The sequence below is a fragment of the Brevundimonas sp. genome (genome assembly GCF_051858995.1).
Taxonomy (GTDB): Bacteria; Pseudomonadota; Alphaproteobacteria; order Caulobacterales; family Caulobacteraceae; genus Brevundimonas.
The window spans coordinates 205270-220293 of sequence record NZ_JBHYGN010000012.1 but is presented as its reverse complement, the minus strand read 5'-3'; the positions used below and the strand labels follow the sequence as shown (position 1 = coordinate 220293).

Genomic DNA, 15024 nt, shown 5'->3' with positions numbered 1-15024 from the left:
TCAGGCTGCCTTTTCCCAGCGCCCCTCGGGCGACTGTTTCCAGTAGGCCAGATTGGCCCCAACCTCCTTCAACGCCTTCCAGCGTCCGCGCGCGCCGGTCAGCGAAGTCTCGTCGCGTCCGTCGAAGATGATGAAGCATCGTTCCAGGCCCTTCGTATCGCCAAGCTCTGCGCCGTCCAGGATGAACAGCGCCTGAGCGGCGTTCGGGTTCTCAGCCGATTCCGTGAGGACCACAGGCTGGCGGTCTGCATTCGGTTCCGTCGCCCGGCCATGCGCCAGAAAGCTGTCGTCCCGATAGGTCCACAGGTGGTCGTCCATATCGTCCAGCAGCCCCGAGCTGGCGGCGCGCACGACAGCCTTCCAGCCGCGCTCGCGGGTCTTCTCCAGCAGGCCCGGCAGCACCTGCTCCAGCGTCGAGCGCTCGAGGTGATAGAACCAGATTTCGGGACCGGTCGTCATGGGGCGCAGAATGACCAATCCCCACGCGCTTATCCAGCCGTGGGGATCGAGATCGTCGAGTTTGCGGAGAATGCCCGAGCCCTCCCCGAACGGGAAAGGGCTCAGGGTCAAGGTCAGGACTCGTAGGAGTCCTTCACCATCCGGTCGAGGGTGCGCACGCCCCAGCCGACGGCGCCGTCCGGCACGGTCGGGTTGCGGCTGTCCTTGACCCAGGCCGTCGGGGCGATGTCGATGTGCGCCCAAGGGGTGCCGTTGGTGAAGCGCTGCAGGAACAGGGCGGCGGTGATCGAACCACCCGCGCGACCGTTGCCCATGTTCTTCACATCGGCGATCGGGCTGTCGATGTGGCGGTCATAGATGGCCGGGATCGGCATCCGCCAGGCGTTCTCGCCCACCTTGGGACCGGCGGCCAGGAAGTTGTCGGCCAGTTCGTCCGAGTTGGAGAAGACGCCCGCGTACTCCAAGCCCAGCGAGATGATCATCGCGCCGGTCAGGGTGGCCAGATCGAGCATGAACTTCGGCTTGAACCGCTCTTGGGTGTACCAGAGGCAGTCCGCCAGAACGAGGCGGCCTTCGGCGTCAGTGTTCAGGATCTCAATGGTCTGGCCCGACAGGGACTCGACCACGTCACCCGGACGGGTGGCGTTGCCGTCCGGCATGTTCTCGACCAGGCCGATGACGCCGACGGCGTTGACCTTGGCCTTGCGGCCCGCGAGCGCGTGCATGAGGCCGGCCACGGCGGCCGAGCCGCCCATGTCCCACTTCATCTCTTCCATGCCTTCGGGCGGTTTCAGCGAGATGCCGCCGGTATCGAAGCAGACGCCCTTGCCGACGAAGGCGATCGGCTGCTCGTCCTTGGCGCCGCCGTTCCACTTCATGATGACGACCTGGCTGTCACGCACGCTGCCCTGACCGACGGCCAGCAAGGTGCGGAAGCCCAGCTTCTCAAGCTCCTTCTCCCCCAGGACCTCGACCTCGAGGCCCAGCGTCTCCAGAGCCTTCACGCGACGGGCGTACTCTTCCGGATAGAGGACGTTGGCGGGCTCGGCGACCAGATCGCGCGAGAACTCGACGGCCTCGGCAACGGCGGCATAGGTCGTCCAGGCGGCTTCAGCGGCGTTCACGTCGGCGGTGACGACCTTGATGGTCTCGACCGACGGCGTCTTCTCGGGCTTCAGCGTCGTCCGATACTTCAGGAACCGATAGCTGGCCAGGCGAGCGGCGAAGGCCGCGCGGGCGGCCTGATCGGCCGACAGATAGCTGACGTCGATGGTGATCGAGGTCGCGCCCGACAGCTTGACCGCGTGATAGGCGGCGCCTGCGGCGGCTTCCAGCGCCAGGTCGTCAAACTTGTCAGCGGCGCCGGCGCCGGTCAGCACGATGGTTCCGGCGTCCACGCCCGCCGGAGCGGCGACGATCAGGGTGCTGTTCGAACCGCCGTTGAAACGGCTGTTCGTCATGGCCTTGGTCAGGGCGCCCGAAGTGGCGGCATCCACCGTCTGGCCGTTACCGGCGAAGGTGCGACCTTCGTGCACGAGAACGACGAGAACCTCGGCGGCGTCGGCCGAGGCGACGAATTCGATCTTCATTTACTGCTCCCGCCGGGATGTACGCCCCGGTCTTGTGCGAGTGGGATTGTTCGCGCGGTTTCACCGGCGCAAACGGATGTGTATTAGATGCTCTCCCTCGCCGCTGGCTGCAACGGGCGATTTCCGTTCCCTTATGACGTTGATTCAAGGCTACCTTTTCCGGCAGATCGGCCGCCCTGTGTTGGCTGCGTGCGCCGCGCTGGCCGGAATCGGCATTCTTAGCCAAAGTCTGGACCAGCTTGAGTTCATCGTTGAACGCGGCCAGAGCGTCTGGGTGATGGTCAAGTTGACGCTGCTGGCCCTGCCCCAGTTGCTTGCTGTCATCATCCCCATCGGCCTGTTCGTGGGCGCCCTTTCGGCCCTGACCCGGCTGCAGCGCGAGCAGGAGTTGACCGCCGTCTTCGCCTCGGGCGTGACGCGGTGGCAGGCCATCCGTCCGGCGGTGAAGCTGGCGGTGATCGCGACCCTGCTGACCCTGTTCATCACTACGGTGGCCCAGCCCTGGGCCCAGCGCGCCGCGCGCAACGAGACCTTCGCCGTCCGCACCGACCTGGCCGCCCTGCTTGTCGAGGAGGGCCGCTTCGTCCAGGGGCCCAAGGGGCTGACGGTCTATGTGCAGCAGATCGAACAGAACGGCTTGCTCAAGAATCTGTTCGTCTATGTCCAAGACGGCGACAAGACGACCACCTGGGATGCCGCCGAGGCGCGGTTCAGCCGCATCGACGGTCAGCCCTATCTGACCCTGCTGAACGGCTCTTGGCAGCGCTACTCCTCGCGCGGGGTGCTGGAGTATCTGTCCTTCGGACGGCAGGACCTGCCGCTGTCCCAGTACGTCGACGTCAACGACACCGTCCGCTTCAAGCCGACCGACCTCTATCTGCCGCAACTGTTCAACCCGTCGCCGCGCGACCTCGACCGGGTCGGATCGGCGGGTGAGTTGATGGCCGAGGGCCATTCGCGCCTGAGCGCGCCGCTCTACGCCCTTGTCGCCATGGCCATGGCGCTGGCGGCGCTGATGGGCGGAGCGTTCAGCCGCAGCGGCTATGGCCTGCGCATCGCCAAGGCGGCGGCGGCCTTCCTGCTGGTCCGCATCCTCGGCTACGCCGTGGTCGCCGCCAGCGCCTGGAACGGCTGGCTGAACATATTCCAGTACCTGCTTCCGCTCATCGCCACCGCCATCGCGCTGCGCGTGCTGTTCCGGGGCCTGAAACCGCGGCGTCGTCGCAAATGGCCCGCGCTGGAACGCCTGAGAGCGAGGTTCGCATGACCAGTCGCACCTCCCTGAAAGCGCCCTGGCTGCGCCTTGGCCGCATCGAACGCTATGTGCTGGTCCAGCAGGGCCGGTCGCTGGCCATCGCCTTCGGCGTGATCGCGGCTCTGATCATGCTGATCGACTTCGTCGAGATTTCCCGGGGCGTCGGCTCGGATGTCGATCTGTCGGCCCTGCGCATCCTCGGCCTGATGCTGCTGAAGTCGCCGCAAGTGATCATCCAACTGCTGCCCTTCGTCTTCCTGTTCGGGACGCTGGCGGCCTTCGTCGGCCTGAACCGGCGCAGCGAGCTGATCGCCATGCGCGCCGCTGGGGTATCGGCCTGGCGTTTCGTCTTGCCCGCGGCAGGCTTCGCTTTCCTGTTCGGCATCCTGACGGTGACGGCGCTGGGTCCCACCGCCTCGGCCGCTGACGGCCTGTTCCAGCGCGAGCGCGCCCGTCTGTCCGGCTCGGTCGCGGGATCGGATGCGCCTCAAGCCGTCTGGATCCGCGAGGGCGACGACAGCCGCCAGATGGTCATCCGCGCCAATCGTCAGGACCGCGCGGGCGGCCGCCTGCTGGGCGTGACCTTCTTCATCTACACCAACGACGGCGAAGGCCTGCGGACCTTCTCGGAACGCATCGACGCCGCCTCGGCTTCACTGAGCGCCGGACGCTGGCGCCTGATCGACGCCGTCGGCGCCCAGATCGGCCAACGCGCGGTGCGGTACGCCACCCTCGACCTGCCCTCCAGCCTGGCCGACGAGGAGGCGTTCGAGCGTTTCGCCCGTCCGCAGTCGACGCCCTTCTGGTCCCTGCCCGCCCAGATCGCGCGAATCGAGCAGGCCGGCTTCTCATCGACCGCCTACACGCTGCGCCTGCAGCAACTTCTGGCCACGCCGCTGATGTTCGCCGCCATGTCGATTCTGGCCGCGGCCTTCTCACTGCGCCTGATGCGTCTGGGGGATCTGGCCCGGATGAGCGCCGCCGCCGTGGTCCTGGGCTTCGCCTTCTTCTTCGTGAATCAGGCCGCGTCAGCCTTCGGTTCGGCCGAGGTCATCCCGCCCTGGCTGGCCGCCTGGCTGCCACCGTTGCTGACAGCGCTCGCCGCGTTCACCTTGCTGTTCTATACCGAGGACGGCTAAGCGATCCGTCGCTTCCCTGCCCCCGCCTTTTCTTGAAGTGAGCTTGCATGCAGCGTGACCGCCGCTGGCCCCGTACCGCAGCCCTGCGCCGCCGGCTTCTGGCCGGGGCGGGCGCGGTGGCGCTGGTCGCCTCAGGCGGCGCCGCCTTCGCCCAGCAGGCCCCGACCGCAGCCCCGCAAACGGCCGAACAGCCGGGTCCCGACGGCCTGACGCCCGGCGCCGTCTACATCGAGGCTGATTCGACCACCCGCGCCGGCAATGTGATCACCGCCCGCGGCGGCGAGGAGCGGGTTCTGGCCCGTTTCCGCAACACTACCCTGCGCGCGGGGGAGATCAGCTATGACCTGAACCTGGGCGTCGCGAGCGCCCGCGACCGCGTTGAGTTCACCGATCCCGGCGGCAATCAGGTCTTCGCCAGCCAGATGCAGATCGACTCGGACATGCGCGCGGGCGTGGCCGTCGATTTCGCCACCCGCTTCCGCAACGGCGCCAGCCTGATGGCGGCGACGGCGGTCCGGCGCAGCCAGAACGTCAACGAGCTCAACTACGCCATCTTCACCCCCTGCCCGATCTGCGACGCCGAAGGGAACACCAAACAGCCCAGCATCTCGATTCAGGCCGAAAACGTGGTCCAGGACGAGGCGCTGCGCGCCATCCTGTATCGCAACGCGGTGTTCCGGATCGGCGGGGTCCCGGTCTTCTACCTGCCGGTATTCTCGCACCCCGACCCGACGGTCGAGCGCGCGTCGGGCCTGCTGGTCCCGATCCCCGCCTATGACCAGGGCCGGGGCTTCAGCGTCGAGGTTCCATACCTGCACGTGGTCTCGCCGTCGGAAGACTGGCTGATCAGCCCCCAGATCAACACCGAAGTCGCGCCCTTCCTGAACCTGCAATGGCGTCGGCGGTTCGCTGACGGGACCATCGTCCTGCGCGGCGGCTATACCTACGAGCGCAATTTCGGCGACTTCGACATCGACGGCGACGGGTTCATCAACAGCGATGTCCTGTTCGGCGACCGAACCAGCCGCAGCTACTTCATCGGCCACGGCGCCTTTGATCCGGTCGGGCCGTGGCGGTGGGGCTTCACGGCCGAGCGGACCTCGGACAAGACCCTGTTCGACCGCTACGACGTCCGTTCGCCCTATCAGGACAACGGCCTCTACTACGGCGACGAACGCCGCCTGATCTCGCAGATCTACGCCGAGCGTCAGACCGAGCGGTCCTATCTGTCGGTCGCGGCCTTCTCGATCCAGAGCCTGCGGGTGAAGGAGTTCAACGACACCCCGGCGCTGAACGTCTTCGAGAGCGACGGCGACCTGCCCTATGTCGCGCCGCTGATCGAAGCTCGCTGGGAGCCGAACGGTCCGGTGCTGGGCGGACGCCTGCGTCTGCGCGGGTCGGCCGTTTCGCTGTCGCGCGACGACTATATCGGCAGCCCCGTGCTGCGCCCCGAGGTGATCCCGACCGGTTCGGCCGTCGGCTATCCGGGCGTCGACAGCCGCCGCGTCTCGGGCCAGGCCGAATGGCGCCGGGTGATGATCGCGCCCGTCGGCATCCGCTGGGAACCCTTCATCGATGTGCGCGCCGACGTCTACTCCGTCAGCGACCTGCCGCCGATGCTGGGCATCGAGGGCGATACCATCACCCGCAGCCGCGCCACCGCCGGAGTGGACGTTTCCTATCCGCTGATCCGCCGCCTCGGCCCGGACGCCGACCTGATTCTGGAGCCGATGGCCCAGCTGTCGGTGTCGACCAACCCCGATCTGGATTCGCGCATCCCCAATGAGGACAGCGAGACTCTGGAGCTGGACGAAAGCTCCCTGTTCCGCATAGACCGCTTCCCCGGCAGTGACCTGCTGGAAGGCGGGCTGCGCCTGACCACCGGCGCCCGCGCCACCCTGCGCTGGGGCGATAGCCGCCAGGCCAGCCTGTTCGTCGGCCGCAGCTTCCGCAATGGCGAGCAGAACGCCTTCCTGATCCCGGTGCCGGATTCGACGACGGGCTCGCTCTACGATCCGACCGGCCTGGCCGCCGACACCTCCGACTGGGTGGTGCAGGCCAGCTTCTCGCCCTCCGACCGCATCCGCGGCTGGGGCCACGCCACCATCGATTCGTCGGGTGACATCCGCCGCGCAGAAGTCGCCATGGATGGTCGCTGGGGCCTGCGGAACATGGGCACGCTCAGCTATGTCGTGGACCGTTCGAACCCGCTGGCGGGACCGCTGAACCGCAATTTCGAATTCGTACAGGTCCAGGCCCAGCAGTTCGTCTACGGCAACTGGGGCGTGGCCGCGCAGGGCATCGCCGATCTTGAGCGGGACCTGATCACCCGCTCGGAAGTCGGCCTGCTGTTCGACGACGATTGCCTGCGCTTCGAGATCGGGTGGCGCCGCGACAACACACGGGTGCGTCCTACCGGACCGTCCGAGGGCATCTATATACGCCTAAACCTCGCCACTTTCGGCGGTACAGGGTATGGACAGGGCGACGGGCGCTGACCGACGCGCGACTCGGGCTGCGCGACGCGCGCAATCCCCTTGTTCGCACTGGAGAGCGCCGCTTGAGGAACCAGGACTGACATGCGTTTGCAGCGTTACTTGACGGGCGTGGCCATGGCCGCCCTGCTGGCCGGCTCGGCCGTGGCCCAGACCGCTCCGGGACAGGCGCCCGCCGCCGCCGGGACGCTGAATCCGGCTGCTGAACAGGCCCCGACCGCCGCCCCGGCGGCCGCGCCGCAGTTCCAGCTCGCCGACGGCATTCTGGTGACGGTCAACGACAGCGTCATCACCGGCTTCGACCTGCGCCAGCGCATGCTGCTGCTGATCGCCATGACCCAGGTCCAGCCGACGCAGGAGAACATTCCGGCGATCCAGCAGCAGGCCCTGAACGCGCTGATCGATGAGCGTCTGCAGAACCAGGAACTGGCCAAATACGAGGACCTGAAGGTCACCGACGAAGAGGTGAATCAGGAAATCGCCCAGATGGCGCAGGAAGTCGGCACCAGCGCCGAAAACTATCTCCAGTACCTGGCCCAGGGCGGCATTCGTCCCCAGACCTTCCGTGACCAGATCCGCACCGAGATCGGCTGGCAACAGCTGGTCGGCGGTCGTTTCCAGAGCCGCGCCCGCGTCAGCCGCTCCGCCGTCGACGCCGCCCTGCGTCAGGCCAATGAGGCCGCGTCCAAGAAGCAGTACCTGATCGGCGAAATCTACATCGAGGCCAGCCGCGTCGGCGGTCAGCAGGCCGCCATGAACGGCGCCAACCAACTGGTCCAGCAGATGGTCCAGGGCGCGCCCTTCCAGGCCGTGGCCCAGCAGTTCTCGGCTGCGCCCTCCGCCACCCGCGGCGGCGACGCCGGCTGGGTCGCCGAAGGCACGGTCCAGCCCGCCCTTCAGCAGGCGCTGGACCAGCTCGAAGCCGGTCAGCTGTCGCGCCCGATCCCGGTCGAAGGCGGCGTCTACATCATCTACATGCGCGACAAGCGTGACGGCGCCTCGGCCAGCCTGGTCGCCATGAAGCAGGTGATGATCGAACTGCCGGAAACGGCGACCGAGGCCGAAGTCGCCGCGGCGACGCAGCGACTGGACGGCATTCGCGGCCAGCTGACCTGCGACAACATCCTGACCCGCGCCCGCTCGGAACAGGGTCTGCTCGGCGCGGACCTGGGCGAGTCGGACGTGCAGAACCTGGCCCCGCAGTTCCAGCAGGTCGCCCGCTCGGCGGAGATCGGCTCGATCAGCACCCCGGTGCGCACCCCGCTGGGCCTGCACCTGCTAGCCGTCTGCGGTCGCCGTGTCGGCGGCAGCGAAGCTCCCACCGCCCGCGCGGTCGAAAACCAGCTGTTCCGTCAGAACATCTCGACCCTGGGCCGCCGCTACATGCGCGACCTGCGGGCTGACGCTCTGATCGAGTACAAGAACTGATGAGCCTCACGCCCGCCCCGCTGGCTCTCTCGATGGGGGAACCGGCGGGCGTCGGGCCCGAGATCATCGCCCGCGCCTGGGCGGCCCTCAAAGCTGAGGGTCCTGTCTTCGCCGTCATCGGCGACGCCGCCCTGCTGCGCGCGCAGGGCCAGCCGGTCCAGTCCATCCCCCACATCAGCGAGGCCCCCGGCGCCTTCTCCCGCGCCATTCCGGTGCTGGACCAGCCCCTGCCCGGCCCGGTCACGCCCGGCATACCCAGCCCCGCCAACGCCGGTCCCGTCGCCGACTGGATCGAGCAGGCGGTCAATCTGGCGATGTCCGGCGAGGCGTCGGGCGTTGTCACCGCCCCCATCGCCAAGGCCCCGCTCTACGCCGCCGGGTTCCGCTTTCCCGGCCATACCGAGTTCATCGCCGAACTGACCGCGGACGCCCCGTTCGCCGGCACCCGCGGCCCGGTGATGATGCTGACGGCCATGGACCTGCGTGCCTGTCTGGTGACCATCCATTCGCCGCTGGCGCAGGTTCCCGAACTGGTCACCGCCGAGCGCATCCAGCGGACGGCCCGTGTAGTCCACGAGTCGATGAAGGGGGACTTCGGCATCGCCCGACCGCGTCTGGCCGTCGCCGGACTGAACCCCCACGCGGGCGAAGGCGGGGCGCTGGGGCTGGAGGAGATCGAGGTCATCGGCCCAGCGCTGGACGCCCTGCGCGACGAGGGCCTGAACATCGTCGGCCCCCTGCCCGCCGACACCATGTTCCACGAAGAGGCGCGCGCGACCTATGACGCCGCCATCTGCCTGTATCACGACCAGGCCCTGATCCCGGTCAAGACGCTGGATTTCTGGGGCGGAGTCAACGCCACGCTCGGCCTGCCGGTCGTGCGCACTTCGCCGGACCATGGCACCGGTTTCGAGATCGCGGGCAAGGGCGTGGCTCGGGCCGACAGCCTGATCGCCGCCATTCGGCTGGCCGGAGTGATGGCGGCGGCGCGCGCGGTGCGCTAGGCAGCAGTCGTGACCACCGATCTGACCCTCCGCGAACATCTCGACGCCCACGGGCTGGCCGCCAAGAAGAGCTTTGGCCAGCACTTCCTGCTGGACCTGAACGTCACGCGGAAGATTGTTCGCTTCGCCGGGCCTTTCGAGGGCCGCGCGGTGATCGAGGTCGGACCGGGTCCGGGGGGCCTGACGCGGGCGCTGCTGGAGAGCGATGCGGGCAAGGTGGTGCTGGTCGAGAAGGACCCGCGGTTCATCCCCCTGCTGAACGAGCTGAACAGCGGCGATGGACGGCTGACGGTCGTCGAGGCCGATGCGCTGAACGTGCGCGAGGACCAGCTGGTCGAGGGACCGGCGCATCTCGTGTCCAACCTGCCCTACAACGTCGGCACCCCGCTGCTGATCAAATGGCTGACCGGGCCGTGGACGCCCGCGTCCCTGACCCTGATGTTCCAGAAGGAGGTCGCCGAGCGCGTGGTCGCCAAGCCGGGCGACGACGCCTACGGCCGGCTGGCGGTGATCTCGCAGGCGGTAGCCGAGGCCAAGCTGGTCATGCACCTGCCCGCAGCCGCCTTCACCCCGCCCCCGAAGGTGGCCAGCGCCGTGGTGCATCTGGTCCCGCGCGAGGATCGTCCGGAGCGTGAACTGCTGAAGGCGCTGGAGCGGGTGACCGCCGCCGCCTTCGGCCAGCGCCGCAAGATGCTGCGGTCCAGCCTGAAGCAGTTGGGCGGGGCCGAGCTGTGCGAACGGGCCGGGATTTCGCCGGAGGACCGGGCCGAGGTAATCGATCTGGGCGGCTTCCTGCGACTGGCCCGCGCCTTCGCCGGACTTGAACAGCCCACCGCCCCGACTGATGGCGGCGCCACCCTGATGCGGCGCAAGCGGACCTGACGTGACCGCAGACATCGACCCGTTCCGCGCCATCGGCATTAGCCGTCTGGCCCACGCCCTGAAGGCTCAGGGACGGTCGATCATCCACATGGAGTTTGGCCAGCCGTCGACCGGCGCCCCGCCCGCCGCCCTTGCCGAGGCCCATCGGGTGCTGGACGTCGACGCCATGGGCTACTGGGAGAGCACGCCCCTGCGCGAGCGGATCGCCAGGCTGTATGACGAGCGGTACGAGACGGCGGTCAATCCGGACAACATCCTGATCACCAACGGGGCCTCGCCCGCCCTGGTGCTGGCCCTGAACGCGGCCTTCGCGCCCGGCGACCGGATCGCCCTCGCCCGGCCCGGCTATGTCGCCTATCGCAACACGCTGAAAGCCCTGCACATGGTCCCGGTCGAGATCGACTGCGGCCCCGAAGTGCGCTTCAAGTTGACCGCCGAGGCGGTGACGGCGCTGGATCCGGCGCCTGCGGGCCTGATCGTGGCCAGCCCGGCCAATCCGACCGGCACGATCATCGCCGCCGAGCAACTGGCCGCCATCGCCGCCGTCTGCGCCGAGCGCGGCATCCGCATCCTCTCCGACGAGATCTACCACGGGCTGAGCTATGTCGGTCCGACGCCGTCGATGCTGGCCTTCGCGCCAGACGCCTTCATCATCAACAGCTTCTCCAAATACTGGAGCATGGCCGGCTGGCGGCTGGGCTGGCTGGTGGCGCCGGACGACCATGTCGCGGCCTGTCGCGCGCGGATCGGCAACCTGTTCCTGACCGCCCCGTCGCTGGCCCAGCACGCCGGTCTGGCGGCGATGGACGAGGCGGCGGTGCTGGAGGGCTATGTCGCCACCTACGCCCGTAACCGCGAGCGGATGCTGGCCGCTCTACCCGCCTTGGGCCTGCGCTCCATCGCCCCGCCCGACGGCGCCTTCTACATCTGGGCCGACATCGGCCATCTGACCGACGACAGCCTGTCGTTCTGCGAACAGTTGCTGCGCGACACCGGGGTGGCGACCGCGCCGGGCGTGGACTTCGATCCGGTCCATGGCCACCGCTTCATGCGCTTCAGCTTCGCCGTCTCGACCGAGGAGGTCGAGGATGCCCTGCGGCGGATGACGCCGTGGTTCGCGGCCCGTACGGCAGGGCGCTGACGCCCGACCAGACTTTGATCGCGCGATCGCGGGCCTTCGTCGCCCGGTCTCAGGCCGGCGGCGCCGGTCGCAGGCCGCCTGCCCGTCGTGGGCGAGTGAGCGACAAGGACCGTCCTTCCCCATCGCTGGATGTCCCTGATGCTTTCGCTGAACAAACGTGCGCTGCTGGGCGGCGCGTTCGGGCTCGGACTGCAGTCGGTCGCCGCGCCGTCGTTCGCCCTGCAGACGGTCCGCCCCCGCGCCTCCACGGGCTCCGGATACCGGCTGCCGACTGACCGCTTTGCGCCCCGAACCACGCTGGCCTTCTGGCGATCCCACGGCCCCGACGCCGTGCTGGGCGGCAGCCCCGACGACTATGCGCCCGGCGTGATCAGCGAGCGGCCCAACCTGCACGTTCATCAGCCCAACATCTACGCCCGGATCACCCAAGCGGAGATCGACGCCCTGCGACGCCCGCTGGACGCCGCCTACCGGGCGTTGATCGCCCAGCCGTCCTTGTCCGACATCCGGGGCGCCAGCCTGATCGGCGACATCAACATCCGGGTGACCCCCACGCCCCCCAACGAGCGCCTGCTGACCGCCTCCCTGACCCTGCGCGCCAAGCCCATTCGGCTGAACAGTCGCCACACCCGGGAGACAAACGGCCGCTTCGAGACCCACGAGGGCGAGGGCGACGTGCTGGAGGTCATGCTGAACCCCTATGAGTACGTCGACAGTCGCGGCCTGCAGTCGATGTCCATGGTCGATCGCATCCAGTTCCTGCACGCTGGCAACCAGAAGACCTTCATCGTGACCGACCAGCCGGCCAGCGCCGCGTGGAGCATCCAGGGCGCGCTGGAGGCCTATGCGGAAGATCACTCCTGGTACTCGAACCGGCCGGGCATTCACCCCATGGCCGTAACCGTGAAGGGCGCCCGGCAGACCGGGGACGAGTTGCTCGCCGGGCGGTTGCCCGCCACCGCCCCAATGGCCCGCCTGTCGGCGGCCATGTTCATGGTCGACTGGAGCGCGCTGCATGCCGCCATGGCGCGCGGCGACGCCTGATCGCCCAAACCAAAGGGCCGCCCCGTCCGCAGCGGCCCTTCTTCGATTAAGGGGAGCCCCGTCGCCCTACTCCCGCGTGACGGTCAGGCCGCGCGTCGCCAGCAGGTCCTGCAGCTTGTCGTCCCCCGCCAGATGGGCGGCGCCGACAGCGACGAAGCTGACGCCCGAGCCCTGCATCAGCGTCTGGATCTGGTCGGCCCAGTCGGCATTGCGGCGGGCCAGGAAGGTCTGGTGGGTCTCCTCCGAAATGGCGCGACCGTTCTCATAGGCGAAGCGGGTCATCGAGGCCTCGTCCCCGACCAGCCAGCCGGCGACGGCGGCATCCAGATCGGCGGCGGCGCGGTCCCAAGTCGATAGGGCGTGGCGCAGGTAGACCATCTGGCCTTCCTCGCTCATCCGGGCCAGACCGCCGACCTGCTGGCCGATCATCTCCAGACCGCGCACGGGCTTGCCCGCCGCCTGGGCCCGGGCGCGCAGGTTCATCTCGACGCCCAGGGTGGTGTCGTAGCCGGCGGCCTTCATCGGCCCCGTGCCGATCATCAGGGCGGCGAGCCACGGGCGGACCGGGTCGATCTGGGCCGGGGACATACCGACGCCCGTGACAGCGGCGTCCAGGCGGGCCTTCTCGTCCGGAGTCAGCCAGCTGGACAGGGGGCGGCCCGGGGCGACCCCGTACTGCTGGAAGATCGGGCCCAGCTCGCTCTGGTCGTCGGGGTTGGCGATCTCCAGCCACAGCTCCGAGGCGCTGTCGAAGGCGGCGTCCACCTTGTCCGAGCCCCAAGCCGTGCCGGGCTTCAGCATGTGGATCGCGCCGTAGAGGTAGACGGTGGAGTCGGCGTCGCGGACCACCCACAGGGCCGGGCCGTCGCCGGGGGCGCGGGCGATGGGGGCCGGAGCGGCCTGGGCGAGGGTATTGGCGGCGGGGGCCTCGGCGGCGTGGGCCGAACCGCCGAGCAGGACGGCGCCGGCGGCCAGACCGATCAGGAGACCGGCGGCGGCAGATTCAAGGCGCGAGGCGGCATGCCCCAGAACGGTCTGGAGAGTCATAAGCGTGTTCCTTTTCAAAGGTTTGCAGTGAGGTCGCGGAGACCGTGTCAGCCGGTTGTCTGGTGGGTCATGACAAGCCTTCGCGTCGTTTTGACAAGGAGGCTTTACCTACAGCGTCGCAGTGATGTCAAGCATCTTTTACATTGAGACAAAGAAACTTTCCAAACAAGCGCCTGCCCGCACCGTCCGGCCTCGCGCGCCGCCGGAAGGGGTGGCCGCGTCGGCTCCAACGCGGGCAAGGCGGGATCGGCCGTCGCCTTGCCGCCGAGCCAGCTTCATCCGCTCCACGGAGACCCGATGGATCTCCCGCATGCGGGGCCGCCCGTCGGACGGCGTACGACGTTCACGGAGGAAGTCGCTCAGGATCATGGCCCCGAGGATAAGGGGCCGGTGCGTCAAAAACGGTCGTAGGGGGCGTTCAGGCGCGGGGGTGGGGGGCGGGTTTCGAGCCGGGGCGGAAGTTGGAGTGCTCAGGTGAGCGATGTCCGGAAGTGGCGCATACGCGACCTCGAAGGTTTCCACCCCCTTCCCACCTTCCCTTCCCCACGGTCAGCCCGCTACCACCGACATCGAGCCTGAGGGGAAAGCCATGACCGAGCGCCTGAGCATCGACTTCGAGGACGGCGTCGCCGACGTCCGGCTGAACCGTCCGGACAAGCTGAACGCGCTGGATATGCCGATGCTGAAGGCCTTGGCTGAGGCGCCGGCGCGGCTGGCGGCGCAGGCCGGGCTGCGGGCCGTGGTGCTGTCGGGCGAAGGGCGTGGGTTCTGCGCGGGGCTGGACATGGAGACCATGACCGGGCTGGCCGGGGCGGGTCTGGATATCGTCAGCCGCACCCACGGCCTGGCCAATCTGTTCCAGCAGACCGCCTGGGGCTGGCGCACCCTGCCCGTGCCAGTGATCGCGTCGGGGCATGGGGTGGTGTTCGGCGGCGGGCTGCAGGTCTTTTCCGGCGCGGATATCCGCATCGCCCGCGCCGATGCGCGTCTGTCGGTCATGGAGATGAAATGGGGTCTGGTCCCCGACATGGCCGGCTTCGCCCTGTGGCGCGGCCTGGTGCGTGACGATGTGCTGCGCGAACTGATCTACACAGCACGCGAATTCACCGGCGAGCAGGCCGTGGACCTGGGCTTCGTCACCCGGCTGGCCGACGATCCCCACGCCGAGGCCCTGAAACTGGCGCGGGAGATCGCCGCGCGCAACCCGGACGCCGTGCGCGGCGTCAAGCGGCTGGCCAATCTGGCGCGGGAGGAAGGCGCCGGGCCGATCCTGCTGGCCGAAAGTGTGGAACAGGCCGCGCTGGTCGCCTCGCCCAACCAGGTCGAGGCGGTGATGGCCAATCTGCAGAAGCGCCCGCCCGTGTTCGCGGATCCGGCGTCCGAATAGCAAAAGAGCCGCCCCTTCCGGAGCGGCCCTTTCCATTGTTCAGCCTATGCGGCCGATCAGGCGTGAGCCCCCATGAGGGCGGAGGTCACGTCCGTCAGAGCCGCGCGCGGCGTGAGACAATGAGACATTCGACCACCTCCTTTCGAGTGTTGAG

At 68.5% G+C, this 15024-nt stretch carries 12 protein-coding genes; 9 read left to right on the top strand and 3 right to left on the bottom strand.

Going from position 1 to position 15024, the window contains the following annotated elements; translation table 11 throughout:
• Both ACTIEF_RS14770 and ACTIEF_RS14765 read right to left on the bottom strand, forming a co-directional pair.
• Positions 1-459: a DNA polymerase III subunit chi gene (locus tag ACTIEF_RS14770; RefSeq protein WP_439472936.1), complete on the bottom strand. Its 459-nt coding sequence runs from the start codon at positions 457-459 to the stop codon at positions 1-3.
• Positions 460-572: 113 nt separating this feature from the next.
• Entirely contained in the window at positions 573-2048 is a 1476-nt protein-coding gene (locus ACTIEF_RS14765; RefSeq protein WP_439472898.1) for a leucyl aminopeptidase, read from the bottom strand.
• A 76-nt stretch (positions 2049-2124) separates the two neighbouring features.
• On the opposite strand from ACTIEF_RS14765, the gene ACTIEF_RS14760 reads away from it, so the two are divergent.
• The 8 genes from ACTIEF_RS14760 (at position 2125) to ACTIEF_RS14725 (ending at position 12436) form a co-directional block, all read left to right on the top strand.
• A complete protein-coding gene (locus ACTIEF_RS14760) occupies positions 2125-3315 on the top strand; it encodes an LptF/LptG family permease (RefSeq protein ID WP_439472897.1) in 1191 nt (396 codons plus the stop codon).
• Positions 3312-4442, top strand: coding sequence for an LPS export ABC transporter permease LptG (gene lptG, locus ACTIEF_RS14755; RefSeq protein ID WP_439472896.1), 1131 nt, complete (start codon positions 3312-3314; stop codon positions 4440-4442). The genes ACTIEF_RS14760 and lptG overlap by 4 nt, the downstream gene beginning before the upstream one ends.
• 47 nt (positions 4443-4489) lie before the next feature.
• The gene (locus ACTIEF_RS14750) at positions 4490-6940 is read left to right on the top strand and encodes an LPS-assembly protein LptD (protein ID WP_439472895.1); all 2451 of its coding nucleotides are present in this window, start codon (positions 4490-4492) and stop codon (positions 6938-6940) included.
• An 81-nt stretch (positions 6941-7021) separates the two neighbouring features.
• Complete coding sequence (locus ACTIEF_RS14745; protein WP_439472894.1) at positions 7022-8365, top strand: peptidylprolyl isomerase; 1344 nt, start codon at positions 7022-7024, stop codon at positions 8363-8365.
• On the top strand, positions 8365-9369 hold the full coding sequence (gene pdxA, locus ACTIEF_RS14740; protein WP_439472893.1) for a 4-hydroxythreonine-4-phosphate dehydrogenase PdxA: 1005 nt from the start codon (positions 8365-8367) through the stop codon (positions 9367-9369). The genes ACTIEF_RS14745 and pdxA overlap by 1 nt, the downstream gene beginning before the upstream one ends.
• Positions 9370-9378: 9 nt before the next feature.
• Entirely contained in the window at positions 9379-10251 is an 873-nt protein-coding gene (rsmA, locus tag ACTIEF_RS14735; RefSeq protein WP_439472892.1) for a 16S rRNA (adenine(1518)-N(6)/adenine(1519)-N(6))-dimethyltransferase RsmA, read from the top strand.
• 1 nt (position 10252) lies between these two features.
• Positions 10253-11392, top strand: a complete 1140-nt coding sequence (locus ACTIEF_RS14730; protein ID WP_439472891.1) for a pyridoxal phosphate-dependent aminotransferase — start codon at positions 10253-10255, stop codon at positions 11390-11392.
• A gap of 138 nt (positions 11393-11530) precedes the next feature.
• Entirely contained in the window at positions 11531-12436 is a 906-nt protein-coding gene (locus ACTIEF_RS14725; RefSeq protein WP_439472890.1) for a hypothetical protein, read from the top strand.
• A 66-nt stretch (positions 12437-12502) separates the two neighbouring features.
• On the opposite strand, the gene ACTIEF_RS14720 is transcribed toward ACTIEF_RS14725, so the two are convergent.
• Positions 12503-13483 carry a TraB/GumN family protein gene (locus ACTIEF_RS14720; RefSeq protein WP_439472889.1) on the bottom strand — a complete coding sequence of 327 codons (981 nt, stop codon included), beginning with the start codon at positions 13481-13483 and terminating at the stop codon, positions 12503-12505.
• A 589-nt stretch (positions 13484-14072) separates the two neighbouring features.
• Here ACTIEF_RS14720 and ACTIEF_RS14715 point away from each other — a divergent pair.
• Positions 14073-14870: a crotonase/enoyl-CoA hydratase family protein gene (locus tag ACTIEF_RS14715; RefSeq protein ID WP_439472888.1), complete on the top strand. Its 798-nt coding sequence runs from the start codon at positions 14073-14075 to the stop codon at positions 14868-14870.
• Positions 14871-15024: the final 154 nt, after the last annotated feature.